15 protein-coding genes are annotated in these 15,577 nt (G+C 43.2%); 5 read left to right on the top strand and 10 right to left on the bottom strand.

From position 1 onward, the window contains the following. Positions 1-3: 3 nt before the first annotated feature. The 4 genes from KF839_RS07790 to KF839_RS07775 form a co-directional block, all read right to left on the bottom strand. On the bottom strand, positions 4-948 hold the full coding sequence (locus tag KF839_RS07790; RefSeq protein ID WP_292917279.1) for a CBASS oligonucleotide cyclase: 945 nt from the start codon (positions 946-948) through the stop codon (positions 4-6). A gap of 387 nt (positions 949-1,335) precedes the next feature. After that, positions 1,336-2,979 carry a replication endonuclease gene (locus tag KF839_RS07785; protein WP_292917278.1) on the bottom strand — a complete coding sequence of 548 codons (1,644 nt, stop codon included), beginning with the start codon at positions 2,977-2,979 and terminating at the stop codon, positions 1,336-1,338. 7 nt (positions 2,980-2,986) lie between these two features. Further along, entirely contained in the window at positions 2,987-3,181 is a 195-nt protein-coding gene (locus KF839_RS07780; RefSeq protein ID WP_292917277.1) for a helix-turn-helix transcriptional regulator, read from the bottom strand. 183 nt (positions 3,182-3,364) lie between these two features. Beyond that, positions 3,365-4,039 (bottom strand): hypothetical protein, encoded by a 675-nt coding sequence (locus KF839_RS07775; protein WP_292917276.1) that lies wholly within the window; start codon positions 4,037-4,039, stop codon positions 3,365-3,367. A 105-nt stretch (positions 4,040-4,144) separates the two neighbouring features. On the opposite strand from KF839_RS07775, the gene KF839_RS07770 reads away from it, so the two are divergent. After that, a complete protein-coding gene (locus KF839_RS07770) occupies positions 4,145-4,414 on the top strand; it encodes a BrnT family toxin (RefSeq protein WP_292917275.1) in 270 nt (89 codons plus the stop codon). Further along, the gene (locus tag KF839_RS07765; protein ID WP_292917274.1) at positions 4,383-4,673 is read left to right on the top strand and encodes a BrnA antitoxin family protein; all 291 of its coding nucleotides are present in this window, start codon (positions 4,383-4,385) and stop codon (positions 4,671-4,673) included. The genes KF839_RS07770 and KF839_RS07765 overlap by 32 nt, the downstream gene beginning before the upstream one ends. Positions 4,674-4,693: 20 nt before the next feature. Here KF839_RS07765 and KF839_RS07760 read toward each other — a convergent pair whose 3' ends face one another. Together KF839_RS07760 and KF839_RS07755 are read right to left on the bottom strand one after the other, a co-directional pair. Beyond that, positions 4,694-5,026 (bottom strand): helix-turn-helix domain-containing protein, encoded by a 333-nt coding sequence (locus tag KF839_RS07760; RefSeq protein WP_292917273.1) that lies wholly within the window; start codon positions 5,024-5,026, stop codon positions 4,694-4,696. Beyond that, the gene (locus KF839_RS07755) at positions 5,023-5,289 is read right to left on the bottom strand and encodes a type II toxin-antitoxin system RelE family toxin (protein ID WP_292917272.1); all 267 of its coding nucleotides are present in this window, start codon (positions 5,287-5,289) and stop codon (positions 5,023-5,025) included. The genes KF839_RS07760 and KF839_RS07755 overlap by 4 nt, the downstream gene beginning before the upstream one ends. A 245-nt stretch (positions 5,290-5,534) precedes the next feature. Here KF839_RS07755 and KF839_RS07750 point away from each other — a divergent pair, with 245 nt between their 5' ends. Beyond that, complete coding sequence (locus KF839_RS07750) at positions 5,535-5,777, top strand: hypothetical protein (protein ID WP_292917271.1); 243 nt, start codon at positions 5,535-5,537, stop codon at positions 5,775-5,777. A gap of 108 nt (positions 5,778-5,885) precedes the next feature. Here the strand turns inward: KF839_RS07750 and KF839_RS07745 are convergent, their stop codons facing one another. The 4 genes from KF839_RS07745 to KF839_RS07730 form a co-directional block, all read right to left on the bottom strand. Next, a complete protein-coding gene (locus KF839_RS07745; protein ID WP_292917270.1) occupies positions 5,886-7,112 on the bottom strand; it encodes a tyrosine-type recombinase/integrase in 1,227 nt (408 codons plus the stop codon). A 247-nt stretch (positions 7,113-7,359) separates the two neighbouring features. Further along, positions 7,360-8,340, bottom strand: coding sequence for a tyrosine-type recombinase/integrase (locus KF839_RS07740; RefSeq protein ID WP_292917354.1), 981 nt, complete (start codon positions 8,338-8,340; stop codon positions 7,360-7,362). Then, complete coding sequence (locus tag KF839_RS07735) at positions 8,250-8,579, bottom strand: helix-turn-helix domain-containing protein (protein ID WP_292917269.1); 330 nt, start codon at positions 8,577-8,579, stop codon at positions 8,250-8,252. Before KF839_RS07735 ends, KF839_RS07740 begins: the two co-directional genes overlap by 91 nt. Continuing rightward, a complete protein-coding gene (locus KF839_RS07730) occupies positions 8,576-9,943 on the bottom strand; it encodes a replication initiation factor (RefSeq protein WP_292917268.1) in 1,368 nt (455 codons plus the stop codon). The genes KF839_RS07735 and KF839_RS07730 overlap by 4 nt, the downstream gene beginning before the upstream one ends. Positions 9,944-10,810: 867 nt before the next feature. Between KF839_RS07730 and KF839_RS07725 the strand changes: the two genes are divergently transcribed. Together KF839_RS07725 and KF839_RS07720 are read left to right on the top strand one after the other, a co-directional pair. After that, on the top strand, positions 10,811-12,697 hold the full coding sequence (locus tag KF839_RS07725; RefSeq protein WP_292917267.1) for a P-loop NTPase fold protein: 1,887 nt from the start codon (positions 10,811-10,813) through the stop codon (positions 12,695-12,697). 863 nt (positions 12,698-13,560) lie between these two features. Next, positions 13,561-15,447 (top strand): SLC13 family permease, encoded by a 1,887-nt coding sequence (locus tag KF839_RS07720; RefSeq protein WP_292917266.1) that lies wholly within the window; start codon positions 13,561-13,563, stop codon positions 15,445-15,447. The last annotated feature ends 130 nt before the right edge of the window (positions 15,448-15,577 follow it).

Here is a 15,577-nt window from a genome sequence, read left to right as displayed (position 1 = left end):
AACTCAATCCTCTACTTTGAAACGAGGGCCAAACAGTTCTTTCCATATCTCGATGTCATCTTCGATAGAAGCATAGTTAGCGATTTCCCAACCATTCTTTGCAGCTTCCATAATTTCCAATCGCTCTTTCTCCGTGATGCGGCTAGCGACGTTATTACTGTTGCATACGGGATCAAGAATGACGACGGGTTCGGAAAATTGCGGAGTAATCAGCCCGTTTTCTGGAAAACAAATAACTTCCTTCAATTCTGATTGAGCGATATAAAGCAGAAAATCGCGAAAGCGTTTCTCGATTGAGCCGTCCTTACCTTTCTTTGCAAGCACATGGGCCATAATCAGTTCTATTATGAATGATTTCAGTGGTCTAAGCTCGATGTAGTTTCTCCATCTTTTAGCCAGTCGCACCAAAGTCCGGAAATCACTATCAACCTCCTTGCGATCGCGTACAAACTTTATTTGGCAAGAGGCGCACGTTTGTATTTTGGAACCGTCGTATATGTCGTACTGCCACCCGTAGTCTAATCTGGATGGATCTTCAATGACAGGAACGATATCAACACTCAAGCCCGATTTAATGAATTTGACGGTCGCTGCCTTGCGCTGAATTTCGAAGTGATCAACAGTCTTGTTGGGGTAAAGCTTAATCAACAAGCTGTAAATTGTTTCACTCAAGCTCTCGAGAGTTTCCTTATCGACACTACGACCGGAGATATAGAACACCACATCGACATCTATGGGATCTTCTGATGTTTTGCGAAGTATGGTGTATTTCGCAAACGATCCCGCCTTTACTACCTTGGTAATTTTAATGTCGGTCTGATCGTATAGTTTTTTACTAAGTTCACTGATAAGACGATCTACCTGCTCATGATATTCTTTGCGTTTTTCGGCAGGCAAGCGCAGGACATTGCTATCATAATATCTAAATTGGGTGTTGTTTATTGGCATCTAATTCATTCCCGATTCTAATTTTTAGTATTATAAATATCTAATTGCATAAAATCTCTTTTTATATATACTATTACTTTGATTCTAAACAAAAACTGCGGCCTAGATTCCTTAATGATATTAAAAGCAATCCCAGCTATAGTACTTCCATTCATATCAACAATTACCATTATCGATATGAGCTAAAAGTGATCACATCACAATCAATAGGTTCAAATATTGTTACTAAAATTTAAAAATTTTCGTCAATTTTGATATCTATTGCGTTTTTTACATTTGTTGCTTCGTTATATATCTCCGAGTAACAATATTTAAAGAACCTCAGAACTGGAATTATGAATTCATATGAACTGCAATCGTACAGTTATTAACAGAACTCCAAGGCGGCTACGCCGCAAAAGCGCCGCCGCGGTCGCTGACGCTCCCCCGCGAGCGCTTTGCGCTCATCTCTTCAGTTACTTCCATGTTAACTGCGCATCTTTCAATATGCCATTGATGCAATCGTGTCAGTAGTTGGACGGTATCAGTTTCAACGCCACAAATCTTTTTCCCGATTGGATCGCCATACTTGCCTCGCTCCTTCGAGTCGATTTTCATTAACTTGATGGGATTGTCTTTACGTTTGGCAGTAGTGCCGCCCATCAATTGAATAAAGCGCCACCACTCATTTTGGTCGGCTGCCTGTCTAGCTTGTTCCAGTATGCCTTCAGGCGCATCGCTGATCCGGCGCAGCTCCCGCCAGATTGAAACAGTTGCACCGCCGATTTGCTGGAATTGCCGGATTCCCCAAGTTGATGCCCAAGCCTCGACCCGTTCAGCAGCCTGCTGTATCGGACTGCCGTCAATGTCATGTTCAAGACCGTGGCCATCTATGTTTTTGGAAATATACTTGGCAACGTAACCAATTGCAGTTCCTTTGCTTTTATCGATAGAGACCGCCTTGAAACGGTGTTCCTGTGCGCCTGGTTCATCACCGTCGGTTTGCAAAGCATAATGCTCTATGATTTTTCTCACTCTTGCGGTTAGTTCGGGTGGCATAAATAACAGCATGTGCCAATGCGGTGTACCATCGTGTTGCGGTTCGGCAATACGAAAACCATACGTTTCAAGGTTATCTCGCTTGAGCTTTGCGCGGATTCTCGACCAGACCTGATCAAGATATTGTTGCGCTTGTTCAGGCGTGGTGCCGCCATATTTAGGGTTTGGTTCGCAGCTTTTTGATAACCGTGCATGCATTTTGGATGGGCAGGTGATGGTATAAAATTCACCAACATGCCCTAGTTCATTAGCGATGAATTCAAAACCAAAGATGCGCACCATCAATTCGCTGCGACGTACTAGAGGGTTGGCCAAGCTATGTTCTGCAATTTCACTGAGCGTTAAACCTTCACCCAATTCATTGACAGCCAGAAGCCCTTCAAGTATGCGGTGATTACGTTTCTTTTGCTCTTTGCGCCGCTGCAGGGTCTCATCGCTGACATACGCGCCTTTTCTCCGATTTACCAAGCCGGATCGGATCGCTTGATGTTCCAGTTTCTTGGCATGTGTTTTACGCAGTCTGCGCAACCACCAGTTTTCGTCAGTCAGGCGGGCATAGATACCCTTTGCTGTAATGCCGGGATCATCCAAAGCAGGTAGCCTGACATCATATCGCCGGGCAAAATGCAGCAGGCTTTTTGCCCTATCAGCTCGATTGAACATCAGATTACTAAAACTTCTTATTTCCAGCACGATGCGTTTGGATAGCGCCTTCAGATCATCGTCACTTGCATTCAGTGGAATCGTGCATTTAGTCGGCTGACCGAAAGTACTCAGCAAATGAAGATTTGCGTTTTTCCTGCCGTCAAAAATGTAAGTTTCTTTGTAATCATAGGCGACAGTTTCAGCAATACGCACGGGAAGTTGCCGGAATATCGGCGCGCGCCAGCGTTTATCGTTGCCATCCGGTTCATCAAGTGAACTCAAAATACCTTCGGCGATGCGTTCACCGGAGCTGAGCAGTTCATGGTTATTATGTACTGACGTGTGCATACACACCTCAGTACTGACTGGTTGAGTAATGAATGCAAGATTCAATATAGGCGAGCAGATCGCTATGGCGATAGCGAACTGCCCGGCTGCCTACTTTGACGAATGGCACTCGTGCTCCGGCCCAGCGGTCTCGTTCCAGGAATGCGGTGCTGACGCCTAAGATTTGTGCGGCTTGTTTAGTAGTGAGTAAAAGGTCATGCATGATTAACTCCATTTGTGGTTGAAATGGAATTAATACTGCTGCAACTTACCAAGAAATAAAAAAGGGTCAGTCGACTGAGGCATAATTAAAAATGCTGTTCAGGACTGGCAGGGATTTAGGAAATAAGTACTGATGCGGATTGATTGCATTTTGAGATGAAGTCAAGAATCACTATTTGCGCTTCTAATCTTCAAGCTGAGGATCTTTTATTAGTTCAATTTTGTATTGAATCTTCGGCGGAGCACCTTTTTTGCGCTTTTTTTGCGGATCAACGTTTTTAATCCAATCTTTGATCGTTTCTTCGCTATAGTCTCTGCCGTTGCCAAATCGCCGCATTATTGTTGATTGAGTCAAATGGACAGGGTGTATAGCGGGGTCAAGCTCCCATAACGCGCTGGCTATGGCTTGGCAACGAATCCGGTCTTCCGTTTCGTTAGCTGACCGGTAGTTCTTTGCTTCCTTAGTAGATATTTGTTTATCGAGTAAGTGTTTTGGCATCCAGCAAGGCGGAGGATCAAGTAAGATGACTTTGTCGCACCAAGTAATGACTTCATTCCTCCTGACGTAAAGATTATCCAGATAATCTTTACTGAATTCGTTATGCATCAGCCATCGATAAAATCTCATGCAATGCCTAGGTTCAAAAATCAATGAGATAAGCAAGTTATCGATAAAGATTCTACGCCCTCTCCATTTAGCGGAAATTTCTTTGCTGCTTATTGCTCGAAGCAAGCGATCAATAGCAATCCTTAGTTCTGGAGAAATTGCAGTGGGATCGGTTTTATCAGGCGTTTCACCCGTCCAATCATGAGCCAACTGCCAAATAGATTTAAAGTCGGGATTATTTTCTACATGCACGACCGATCATCCTGTGAGAAATAATCTCATTAGACGGCTCATCACTTGAACACTTGAGAAAATTGTATCTTGATAATATAGATATTAATCTATATTATTTGGAGTATGAACTTTACGTGGAATGAAGCGAAACGCAAAGCCAGCCTGAAAAAACACGGCTTGGACTTTGCCGATGCTGAAACAGTTTTTGCTGGTTACACGCTAACCAAGCCCGACACACGTTTTGCATACAGCGAAAACAGATATTCCACGATAGGTTTGCTAGGGGTTGAGGTGGTGGTTATTGCACATACTGAAACCGCTGATGAGATTCATATTATTTCCATGCGAAAAGCTGAACGCCATGAACAAAAAAACTATTTTACCAACTTCTGATGATTTGGATGAAGCCCCCGTCTGGACAGATGATGATTTTAAGCACGCAGTACATCGAATCGGATTGAAGCCTTTGCCGCAGAAGAAACAGAAAATCAACATCACACTTGATCCGGATATTGTGGCCTGGTTCAAGCAGCAAGCCGGGGGGCGAGGATATCAGACACTTATCAATGCTGCCTTGCGGGAAGCCATGCAGAAAAAGACCATCGAGGAAACGATACGAAAAGTAATCAAGGAAGAATTACATTCATCCTGAAAGCTTCCTGGTCGGTAAAACTATTTAGTTTTGTGAATGGCGGTATGCACTCGTTCAAGCATCTTATTGGTGACGGTGTCGCGACGCTCAATTTGGCTCACATAAGCTTGACTGACACCAAGACGCTGGGCCAGTTGTTCCTGGGTAATGCCTGCCTTGATTCGTGCTAACGCGACGGGATTATCGACATAATCCTCAAGCACAAACGGTTCATAGGCTTGTTCGTCACTCTGATTTGCTTCGCAAGCCGCTAATTCTTTTTCGATCTGATCTTTCAGAACGCGATAAACTGCTATTGGCAACAAAACATATTCATCTTTGCCTTGTATGGATTTGATTTTTTGCAGTGTCATTTGTAAGCATCTCCACGCGGTTTGATTTTCTCAATCGTAATAATTCTAACGACATCATGCCGTTCAAAAATAACGCGCCAATTACCAACTCTTAGCCGGAAATAGGGTTCGCCTTCCAGTTTCTTGATATCAAGCGAACGATCATCGGGATTCCGGCCTAGTTGTTCCAATTTCTCAGCAATCCTGAATCGATCCGTTTTCGGCAAGCTTTGCAATTTCTTTTTGGCTTGCGGCCGGATCAATAAATTATAACAATCAGACATATTATAAGTTATAAAACATTATATTCAAGTGCCTTGATAGACCAGAAAATCTCCAACGTTGGTTGGTAGTCTAGGAATAAAAATACCGGATGAGACAAAATTATTTTAATAACATATTATTTTATAAAGAAAAACCAATATATGTGAATTTTTTATAAATATTTTGTGAACTTTCTGTGAACTACAGACTCTTACTGCTCGTAAACTTTCGATAACTTCAATAAACTTTCATTTAGGAGATAAAAATGAAAACCAGTCAAAGCCTTTTGAGTACAGCCATAAAAGCTGCTTTCGTTTTATTAGGTGCTTTACCGCTAGCTGCACTTGCCGCAGTCGGCGATTTACATTCACTTTCAGTCATGCAATCTGAAATAAGCTGGTTAGAAATTGATCTCATTTTGGGAGTAGTATTCTTTGTAAGCTATCTTTTAATTGGAAGTGTATCGAAAAGTAAAACGCGCCTTCCGATGAAAAAAATATATGCCTAAACCGTAAGTTTTTTCAATTTCCTTCCTATAAGGTCAATGTTATTTAAGCATTGACCTTTTTTGTTTACAAATCGACGGAAATTAAAAGTAAAATAGCTTTGTAATATTTCATATTCCGTTAGTACAAAAATACTGTAATAATTGTGCCGATACCTGTTCCATTGGTTTTCTTAAACGTTCTACATCACTGACAATGTAGCCAGCCGTTACATCATTTGACATTTTGTGATTGACCAATCGTTTAAGCGCATAAGCTGAGATATCGAGGCTTTCAGCAATAGTTATGAAAGTGCGGCGCAGATCGTGCAATGTAAACGATACACCGGATAGTTGAATGACCTTTTGCACTTGGCAGCGAGGTTCAATCAGATAGCCTGACTTGCCATCTCCGGCAAAAACATAATCAGAATTTGCCACAGCTTTTCGTTTTTCCAGCAATTCATAAATAAAATCTGTCAGCGGTAACGTCAAAGGTTGCCGGTTTTTGGTATCGGTTAATGTAAAAGATCGGTCATTCAAATCGATAGCTGACCATTTTAGTGTCGCAGCTTCCTGACGTCTCAGTCCTGTAAACAAGAGAAACAAAAGATAATCAGCCACCAGTGCGGATTGGCTTGAAATCGGATCGTGTTTGAGTGATATAACGGCTTGGTACCACGATGCGAGTTGATGCGGTTTGATTACGGTTTGGCGTCGATCAATCCGATACCAGGCGCGAGTTTGGGTTAGGCGCATCACCGGATTTTCATGCAAGATGGATTTGCCGCTGCCATCCTCATATTGTGCGATGGCAAAATTAAACAGAGCGCGTAAAAATCGCATAGCCAGATTGGCGTAGGCTTCCCCTCTCTCCGATCCGATTTTGTTATGACGCTTGCTGATCATATCTTTGCTGATACCGGTCATTGCCTTTTCTTGCCAATCGGCAAACGCAACTTTCATCAGCCGCCGGTAATCATAGAGTGTTCGTTCTTTGAGATTCTTCCGGGTTTTAACGAAATCATCAAAAGCCTGCTGCAGTGTCGTGCCTTGCAAAGCTTCTTGCTTTTTCTCAGCGACAGGGTTGCGGCCGGTGGCGATATGGCCAAGTAATTTATGCGCTTCCCTTCTGGCTTGCTCGACGGTTAATTCCGGATAGCGGCCCAATGTTAAGCGCTTCACTTTGCCGTCAATTCTTTTTTCCAGGATAAATGATTTTGTGCCGGATGAAGTAATGCGCACGGCGAAACCTTTCAGTTCGGTATCACGAATAAACGCTTGGCCGGTGTCTGGTGTAGACAATCTGTCTACATAGGATTTTGTGATTTTCTGCGGTAGCGTTTGAGGTGTAGTCATTGTTTTGATCTCCATTCATGTAGACGCCATGTAGACACTATGTAGACAGTAGACGTAAAACTATGGGGTGGATTTTAAAACAACATAACAGTTAAAATCAATACAAAACAATGACATTAATAGATATTCAAAAATATTAAAGCAACGTAAAACAGTGCATTTTAGAATTCGTAATCAGTAGGTCGGAGGTTCGACTCCTCTCAACAGCACCATAAAACAAAGACTTAGAAGCGTAACTGAACTTGCTTTACTTCGATTGTGCCAAATTTGTGACATTTAGCACACCATCCAAGACCCGGGCATGCTGAGCAAATTGCTCAGGTGCAAGGTGAGCATACCGCCTCACCATCTCAGCAGATTCCCATGCGCCCATTTCCTGAATGACATTCAATGGCACGCCATTCTGAGTTAACCAGCTTGCCCAGGTATGGCGCAAATCATGCCAGCGGAAATCTTCAATACCGGCACGTTTTAACGCCTTATACCAAGCTTTTGTATTCACTTGTGTGATTGGCTTACCCTTGTAACTAAATACTGATTTTGGATGTTTGCCAATCTGCCTAGTCAATACCGCCATTGCCGTTGCATTTAGGGTTACATGAATCGGTTTTCCCGCTTTGGCCTGATCGCCATGTATCCACGCAACATTTCTTTGCATATCTACTTGCGACCATTCCAGTTTTGTGACGTTTGACCGCCTCAAACCTGTAGCCAGTGAAAACGTCACCATATCCGCCAAATGCTGCGGCAATTCCTGAATCAGAATACTAGCCTGCGTTGCACTCAGATAGCGCACCCGGCGCTTTGCCTCACGATACAGCTTAATCACTGGGGGTTTATCAATCCATTCCCAGTCAAGAGCCGCACGGTGCAAGATTGAACGAATCAGAGCCAATAAACGGTTGGCAGTCGCCGGACTCGTTTCTTTTCGCTTTAATTCGCCAATCCCCGCAATCACATCGCGCGTCAATTCATCGAGATACTTGCCTCTAAAAAACTGTTGGAGCCAGTTTATTTTAGCCACGTCATCATGATGTGTCTTTTTATCCTGCGTTTCCATCAGCCATTTATAAGCCGCTTCATCCCAAGTGCGTTTTGGCTTATCCCCCAGTTTCACAACCCGCCAAGATTCAGCTTTCAGCTTGTCGTGGAATTCCTGTGCTTGGGTTTTATCTTCAGCTGCAGCAGAGCATCTAATTCGCTCGCCGCTTGGTGTGGTGAAATTAATCCACCACGTCTTACCACGTTTACAGAGTGACATAATTGTTTCTCCTCATGTCCCACTTGCAACGCTTGCCGAGGTGTAGCATATAACGAGCGCAGGTAGGCAACAAGATCATCTTCAACAAATACCCAACGTTTACCCGATTTTGCGCCAGGAATAATCCCCCTCTTAGCGCGTCGGCGCACTTCTTCTGGGTGCATTTTGAGAAATTGGGCAGCTTCATTTAAGGTAAGGGTTTTCATTCTCCCTCCGAAGCTTTGCGATAATCTTTAGCAGCCCTTTCAACTTCCAGGCGTTTTTGATCTGCTTCATTGATATTTAGAATGGTGTTGTATTCTTTGCCACGTAAGCGCACCTTTTCAAGTAGATAATCCTCCGCTGACAAACCCATAAATTCGCCGCAGGAATAAAGATGCTGATGCAGTGCCAGCAAATAGCGATCCAGGCCTTCATCAAAATCGGTAATGCCATGCTTGGCCATAAAACAAGCCATTGAGCTGATGCCTAATGTCAGTATTCGCTTATCTTCAGGTAAGCGTTCCGGTTTGAACGATCTGGAAAGCGTGTTGAAGTCGGTTTCCCAGTCTATAGAAGAGATATATCCCCACAATGGATGAATCGGCCAGCGTGAGCGCGTTTGATCATCGGGATTGGGCAATGTTAAGCGCAACCATTCCGTTGAAGCATAGCTCCATAATCCGTTTAAATTGGCCAGCACAGTATCAAGGCTTATCAAACCGTGCTCTGCCAATACATCGCGCATCAACTGAAATTCAACACGCCAGACGGGTTCATCTTCTTGCCAACCGGTTTCTTTCCATAAAGGAACAAGATCGGTTCTGCCGCTGGTATGAATCTCTAGTAGTTTGTTATACAACCGGCAGGAAATCTTGCCACCCAAGCCAATCGACCAGCCAGTGAATTTCTCATTAACTGCATGGGCATCAATCTTTTTGCCGCGCGTTATCCATCCTTCACGCCCCCAGGATTCCATGTTCTCAGGAGAAACAAAATCAGCACAGAGATCGATACGGCTAACATGGGCATAACTATCTAGGGTACCCAGTTCCTTGAGAATTTCGCGTAAATGCTTTTCTGCTTCAGCAGGCTTAACGCTGCATAGATACCGGGAGGATATCTTGACATACGCCATCGGTGTTTTCTTGCTGGTTCTGGACAAGCTGATGCGGAATGCGCCATCTTCCAGCACATACGGGAATATTGACGAGCCTTTATCCTTGACTTCAAAGATATGGCCAGCAATAGCATATTGTGCTTGCGCTTGTTGATCTGCTTCTGGATGCTGTGCCAGTTGTTTAAGCTTGACCAACCGTTCTTTGACTTCTGGAAACAGTTCACCTTGATAGGATAAATACAGGCTATCAACCCCAATTCTCAAAAGCTTGAAGTACTCACTATTGCAGTTATAGGGTACTGTGTTACTAACCAGCGTACCCTTAATTGTTTCCCCGTTCGTCTGTCCGTCCGGATCGCGCTGGACGCGCTCCCGGTCAGACAGTCTCACGGTTGCGGTTTTTGGTAATGCGGAAGAAACACTATCACATCCATCGGGTACGTTCCCGATCAAAGAATCATCATTGCTCATGTTAAACCTCACTTAATTGTTAAAAAATGAAGTCACAAGACGCAAAAAAGCCACACCACAGCAGCCGGACTGGTGTTTTATTTATTCAAGAAAATTTGTTTCAATAGGGAATTGTTAGCGCAGGAATGAGCCTAGACGTTTTTTGAGTGTTGGCACGTTTAGGATTTGGCGCAGAATGGTTAGACTTTATGGATGGTTAAGGTGGATAGGTCGGTTTCGATGTTTTTACTATTGGAGCTTAACTAAAAGCTTCACGAATAGCCTTTTAAATCGCAGGTTAGTTTTCCCCCGTTTTAGATTAAATTAGTCACTAATAAGCGCATAGTAATTTAAGTGCTCTGGGTAAGTTTACTGTCAATTGGTTATTTTGGCGCAAAGTATCTATCAGGTCTTGAAAACCCGGACATTTGCAGTTGACTTTTTAAAGAGCGACTTACGACGATCGCAATTTCTCACGATTAGAATTTATTGTCAAACATTGTGGGTGAGACTGTGCAAGATTGAATGAGATTGGTTTAACCTAATCTTTTCATGATCATTTAGCTACTAAAATAAAAAAACAGACTCAGCATTTACCAGAAAACAGCAGAATTAAAGGTAAATTTAAGTCATAACAAGATAGTTACACCTTTAGTTGCCAGTAATTATTGAATAATTAATCCGATAGTCAAAGCACTATAAATCTGTTAATTTTCTTATATAACTTTTCGTAGCTTCCCATGCTGCCAAATCAGATAGTGTGATTAGGTTTATCAGAGGAAGGAAAGTCATTTGTAATTCGACTTAGTTCTTGGGTTATTGAATAAATGAAAAAAATATCTCTTGTGTCATCTTACAAAAACAGCATTATTCTCAGTAGAAGCTAATATGTCATTAAAAAATCAACATATTCATGATTACCTTTCTTACTATACAGGTTTGAATACGCGCCCAGAATATGCTGTCATGATAAAAGGTTCTTGGGGATGTGGAAAAACATGGTTTATTACAGATTTCTTTAACAAACAAACCAGCAATAATTATTTGTATGTCAGCCTTTATGGCATCAGTTCAATCGAAGAAATCGAGAATGAATTTTTTAGGCAATTACATCCGATTCTAGCCTCTAAAGGTATGCAGGTATTGGGTAAACTGACAAAGGGTGTTCTTAAAGCAACGATACAACTTGACTTCAATAATGACGGCAGATCGGATGGAAATGTAGGTGTTGGCATTCCAGATGAAAATTTACTTAAGCAAAATATTCCAGAAGAAAAATTATTAGTTTTTGACGACATTGAACGCTGCGCAATTTTACTTCCTAATTTATTAGGGTACATAAACCAGCTCGTGGAGCACAGTGGCTTTAAAGCAATATTAATCGCTGATGAAGCGAGAATTGAGGAAAATAAAGAATACCAAGAATATAAAAGAATAAAAGAAAAATTAATTGGTAAAACGCTGGAGTTAGAACCTGAGCTTATACCCGCGCTACAGTTTTTCATTACACAACTTCAGCATGATGAAACAAAGTTAATAATCTCAGAGAATGAGGCTCTTATTGAGCAAATTTATATAATTTCAAAATACAATAACTTAAGAATATTAAGGCATGCACTTTTAGATTTTGATCGTTTCTATGTAATGCTTGAAGCAGAATGCAAGAAAAAGAGAAGCCTTGTATCACATTTACTTGCATATTTCCTAATATATTCATTTGAATTTAGAAGCGGGAATCTCGATGCCTCAAAACTTGGAAATCCGATAATAGATCGCTTTCTGGGATTTAGAAAAAAAACAGAAGATCAAGATCAGATTAATGAACTTGGCAAATATTCTACTTTAGAGATTGATTCAGAAGACTCTGTATTAACAAAATCAATTTGGAAAACTTTATTTACAAGCGGATTGATACCATCTGATGATATTAATGAAGCACTTCTCAATACCAAATACTTCAAATCTACAAAACAATCTGACTGGGTACAATTACTAGCTTATAAATCTCTAACTGACCCTGAGTTTGAATCACTGCTCCAGGGAATCAAAGAAAAATGGAACAATAAAAAATATACAGATGCGGGAGTGGTAATGCATCTTGCCGGCGTATTCATGCATTTATCGGAGATTAGTTTGTATGATAGTAATGAAGAACAGATTCTTAACTTCGCAAAACAGTATATTGATGAGTTGAAAAATAAAGACCTGCTTCCATTTAGCAGCAAATATTTTGATCCATTTTTTGATCAAAATATTTGTTATTCTCATGAGTTTTATTCCTCTGAAAAGGCTTCTTTTCAAGAACTGAAATCACATTTATATCAACGAATAAATACGGTTCTGCAGGAGAGTTACAAGCATGAAGCAGAGAATCTTATTAACTTGATGAGGAACGACACAGGTAAGTTCATGCGTTCACTCATACTTTCTAATCACGAGGATAATAAATTCTACGAAATACCAATTCTTCTTGAACTACCGCCGCAGGTATTTGCTAATACTGCCGTTGCATTATTGGAAGCATCGCCAGAGCAATTCAGGCTACTTGCATATGTATTTCGTGAAAGGTATACCGTAGATGCATTTAATAAAAAGCTTATATCTGAGCTAGCTTGGTTAAAACAAGTAACCAAATTGCTCGAAGAGAAAAAACAAGAACGTTTTGGGAAACTAAGCGGATACTTGCTCGGTTTGCTTATCGCTCCTTATCTTCAAAATGCAATAGCAAAATTAGAGCTCCTAAAATCTTCAAGTTTAACTGAATCTGGCGATTAAACTTTTTTCTGAAAACAGCCAGTAACAGAGATTCATATCCAACTTCTCAGGATATCGAAAAACCCTTAACTCAGTACTCAGATTTATCTGATTTGGTGAGCCAAATAGGTTGCGAACATTGTGTCAAATTTGTGCCAAACTATTCTAAGAACTCCACCGATTGAAACTGTCTGACATTGTTTTTTATATATGGCAAGCATTACAAGCAATTGATTTATATATTATTAATATTTATAGTTACGTTTCGTAATCAGTAGGTCGGAGGTTCGACTCCTCTCAACAGCACCAATAAATCAATAGCTTGCAATATATTGCATAAGAATTATGGATTCATGTAGACATTATGTAGACGGCTAAATAAAAAACAATAGACCCTATAGCTTTATACACATATACATGAGCAACCATAAAAAATTCAATTAATTCAATGCTATAATAGTTTATGCATATCTTGCACCTTTCATAATCAAAAAAAAACCATATAAAATATAAATAAACTGTATTTTCCTAAGTTTGCAACTGTTTAATAAAGCATCCCGCCGCAAGCGGCGAGGTATTAAATACGCTCTTCAAACTGCTGGTTTTCAACCAGCCTACACCCCAAGGGGCGAGGAATTAAACCCGATAGAGATTAAAAATAAACATTTATCATCATGATGATAATTACTAATAAGTGGAATTATACGGAGATTATTGGCATACCATGCCTTATGCATCGCTATGACTGTAAACCGTGCAAGCAGCGAACCGGCTACCAGAGGAGCAGAGGTTTTGAAACGTATAGATAAAAGCTGTAAGGTGCGACACCTCCAGAAAGAAACCGATTGCTCGGGAATTCTTTTAATCAAGCTGCGACAGCGTTCATGACACATGATCAGTTGCTGATTCTGTTGATTCTATTCGCCACCTTGGGAATGTTTCTATGGAGTGGCTGGCGTCACGATATGGTGGCGGTTGGTTCGTTGCTGGCGTGCGTACTGACCGGATTGGTATCGCCGGATGAAGCATTCGCAGGCTTTGGTCATCCGGCGGTCATCACCGTTGCGTGCGTGCTAGTGCTCAGCCGCAGCCTGCAAACCTCGGGCGCGGTGGATGCATTGACGCACGCTATATTGCCCGCCCGGGCGGGGGTGGCGCTTAGCATAGCCGCACTGTGCACGCTGGGTGCAGTACTGTCGGGATTCATGAACAATGTTGGCGCAATGGCGCTCTTGATGCCGGTTGCCGTGCGATTGGCCGGCCGTTTGCAGCTCACTCCCGGACAAATGCTGATGCCGTTGGCTTTTTGCACCATCTTGGGCGGCATGACGACGCTGATTGGAACTCCGCCTAATTTGATCGTATCGGGGTTTCGCGCCCAGGCCGGCAATGGCGCTTTCGCTATGTTTGATTACACGCCGGTGGGGTTATCAGTCGCCGTGGCCGGGATTGCTTTCGTCGCCCTATTGGGCTGGCGGCTGGTGCCAGTTCGCAAGCAAGCCGGAGTCGAGGGTTTCGAGTCAGGAGCGTACATCACCGAAGCACGTGTGCCGGAAGGCGGCAAAGTAGCAGGCATGTACTTGCGCGAGATCGAAGCGGCGCTTGGTGAGACCGATGCGCAAATCATCGGTATGATACGCTACAACATTCGCATGATGGCGCCCAGTCCGTGGCGCAGCATACAAGCCGGCGACATTCTGATAATCGAAGCCGAAGCCGAAGCATTGGCCACCGTACTTTCCACCCTGGAATTAGAACTCGAGGAAGAAATTCAGCCACCCCAGAAACACGAGGCTATGGCGATAGAAACGAATACGCCACAACAAGACGTTGCGAAGCACCCCAAGGAAAACGCAAAAGATACGGATAAATCGATCGCAAGCAAAAGCGATGACGGCAAAGCCGCACCTCCCGGGGAAATCGGGTTAATGGAGCTCGCCGTGCTACCGGGATCGTCACTCGTTGGACGCTCGGCCAGCGACATTCTGCTGCGCACACGCTACGGCCTAAACCTGCTCGCGGTATCGCGTCATGGCCAGCGTTCGCTGTCACGATTGCGCTCACTGGCTTTCCGCTCGGGCGATTTGCTGCTGATGCAAGGCCCTCCCGAAGCACTCTTGGCATTTGCGAGCGACAATGGTTGCGTACCACTGGCCGAGCGGGAATTGCATATCCCGAATAAGCGCAAAGCCTGGGAATCCGGCATCATCATGGCCATGGCGGTGGGTAGCGCCGCCTTCGGCTTATTGCCGGTGGCAATTTCGTTCGCCGTCGCTGTACTGACCTCCATGGCATTGCGCACGGTATCGCCGCGTTCGGTCTACGAAGCGATCGATTGGCCGGTGATTGTCCTGCTCGGTGCGCTGCTCCCTGTAGCTGGAGCGATGGGGTCCAGCGGCACTGCGGATGTAATAGCCCGTTTCCTTCTGGATAACGTGGCGCAGAGCAATGCGGTAGTGGCACTGGTGCTGATCCTGATCGTCAGCATGTTTCTGTCCGATCTCATGAACAATGCCGCCACCGCAGCCGTGATGTGCCCGATTGCCATCGCCACTTCGGCCGCACTTGGCGTTAATGCCGATTCATTCCTGATGGCGGTAGCGCTCGGCGCTTCCTGCGCTTTTCTCACGCCTATCGGCCATCAAAACAATACTCTAATCCTGGGGCCTGGCGGCTTTTACTTCAGCGATTACTGGAAATTGGGCGCACCGCTAGAAATTCTGGTGGCGGTGATCAGTATTCCGCTGCTGCTGCTGATATGGCCGCTATGAATGATTATCAAGCTGGCGGTATTGTTGCCATGACCGGCTGCAATTTCTGTGAGTATTTGATCTGTCACGATCCCATACTTCACTTCGATAACTAGTGTCTGTTGACGTTTTGAGATAAGTATCTCATAGA

It is taken from the genome of Nitrosomonas sp., assembly GCF_019635155.1.
In the GTDB taxonomy this organism is placed as follows: domain Bacteria; phylum Pseudomonadota; class Gammaproteobacteria; order Burkholderiales; family Nitrosomonadaceae; genus Nitrosomonas.
This window is presented reverse-complemented; position numbering and strand designations above follow the sequence as displayed.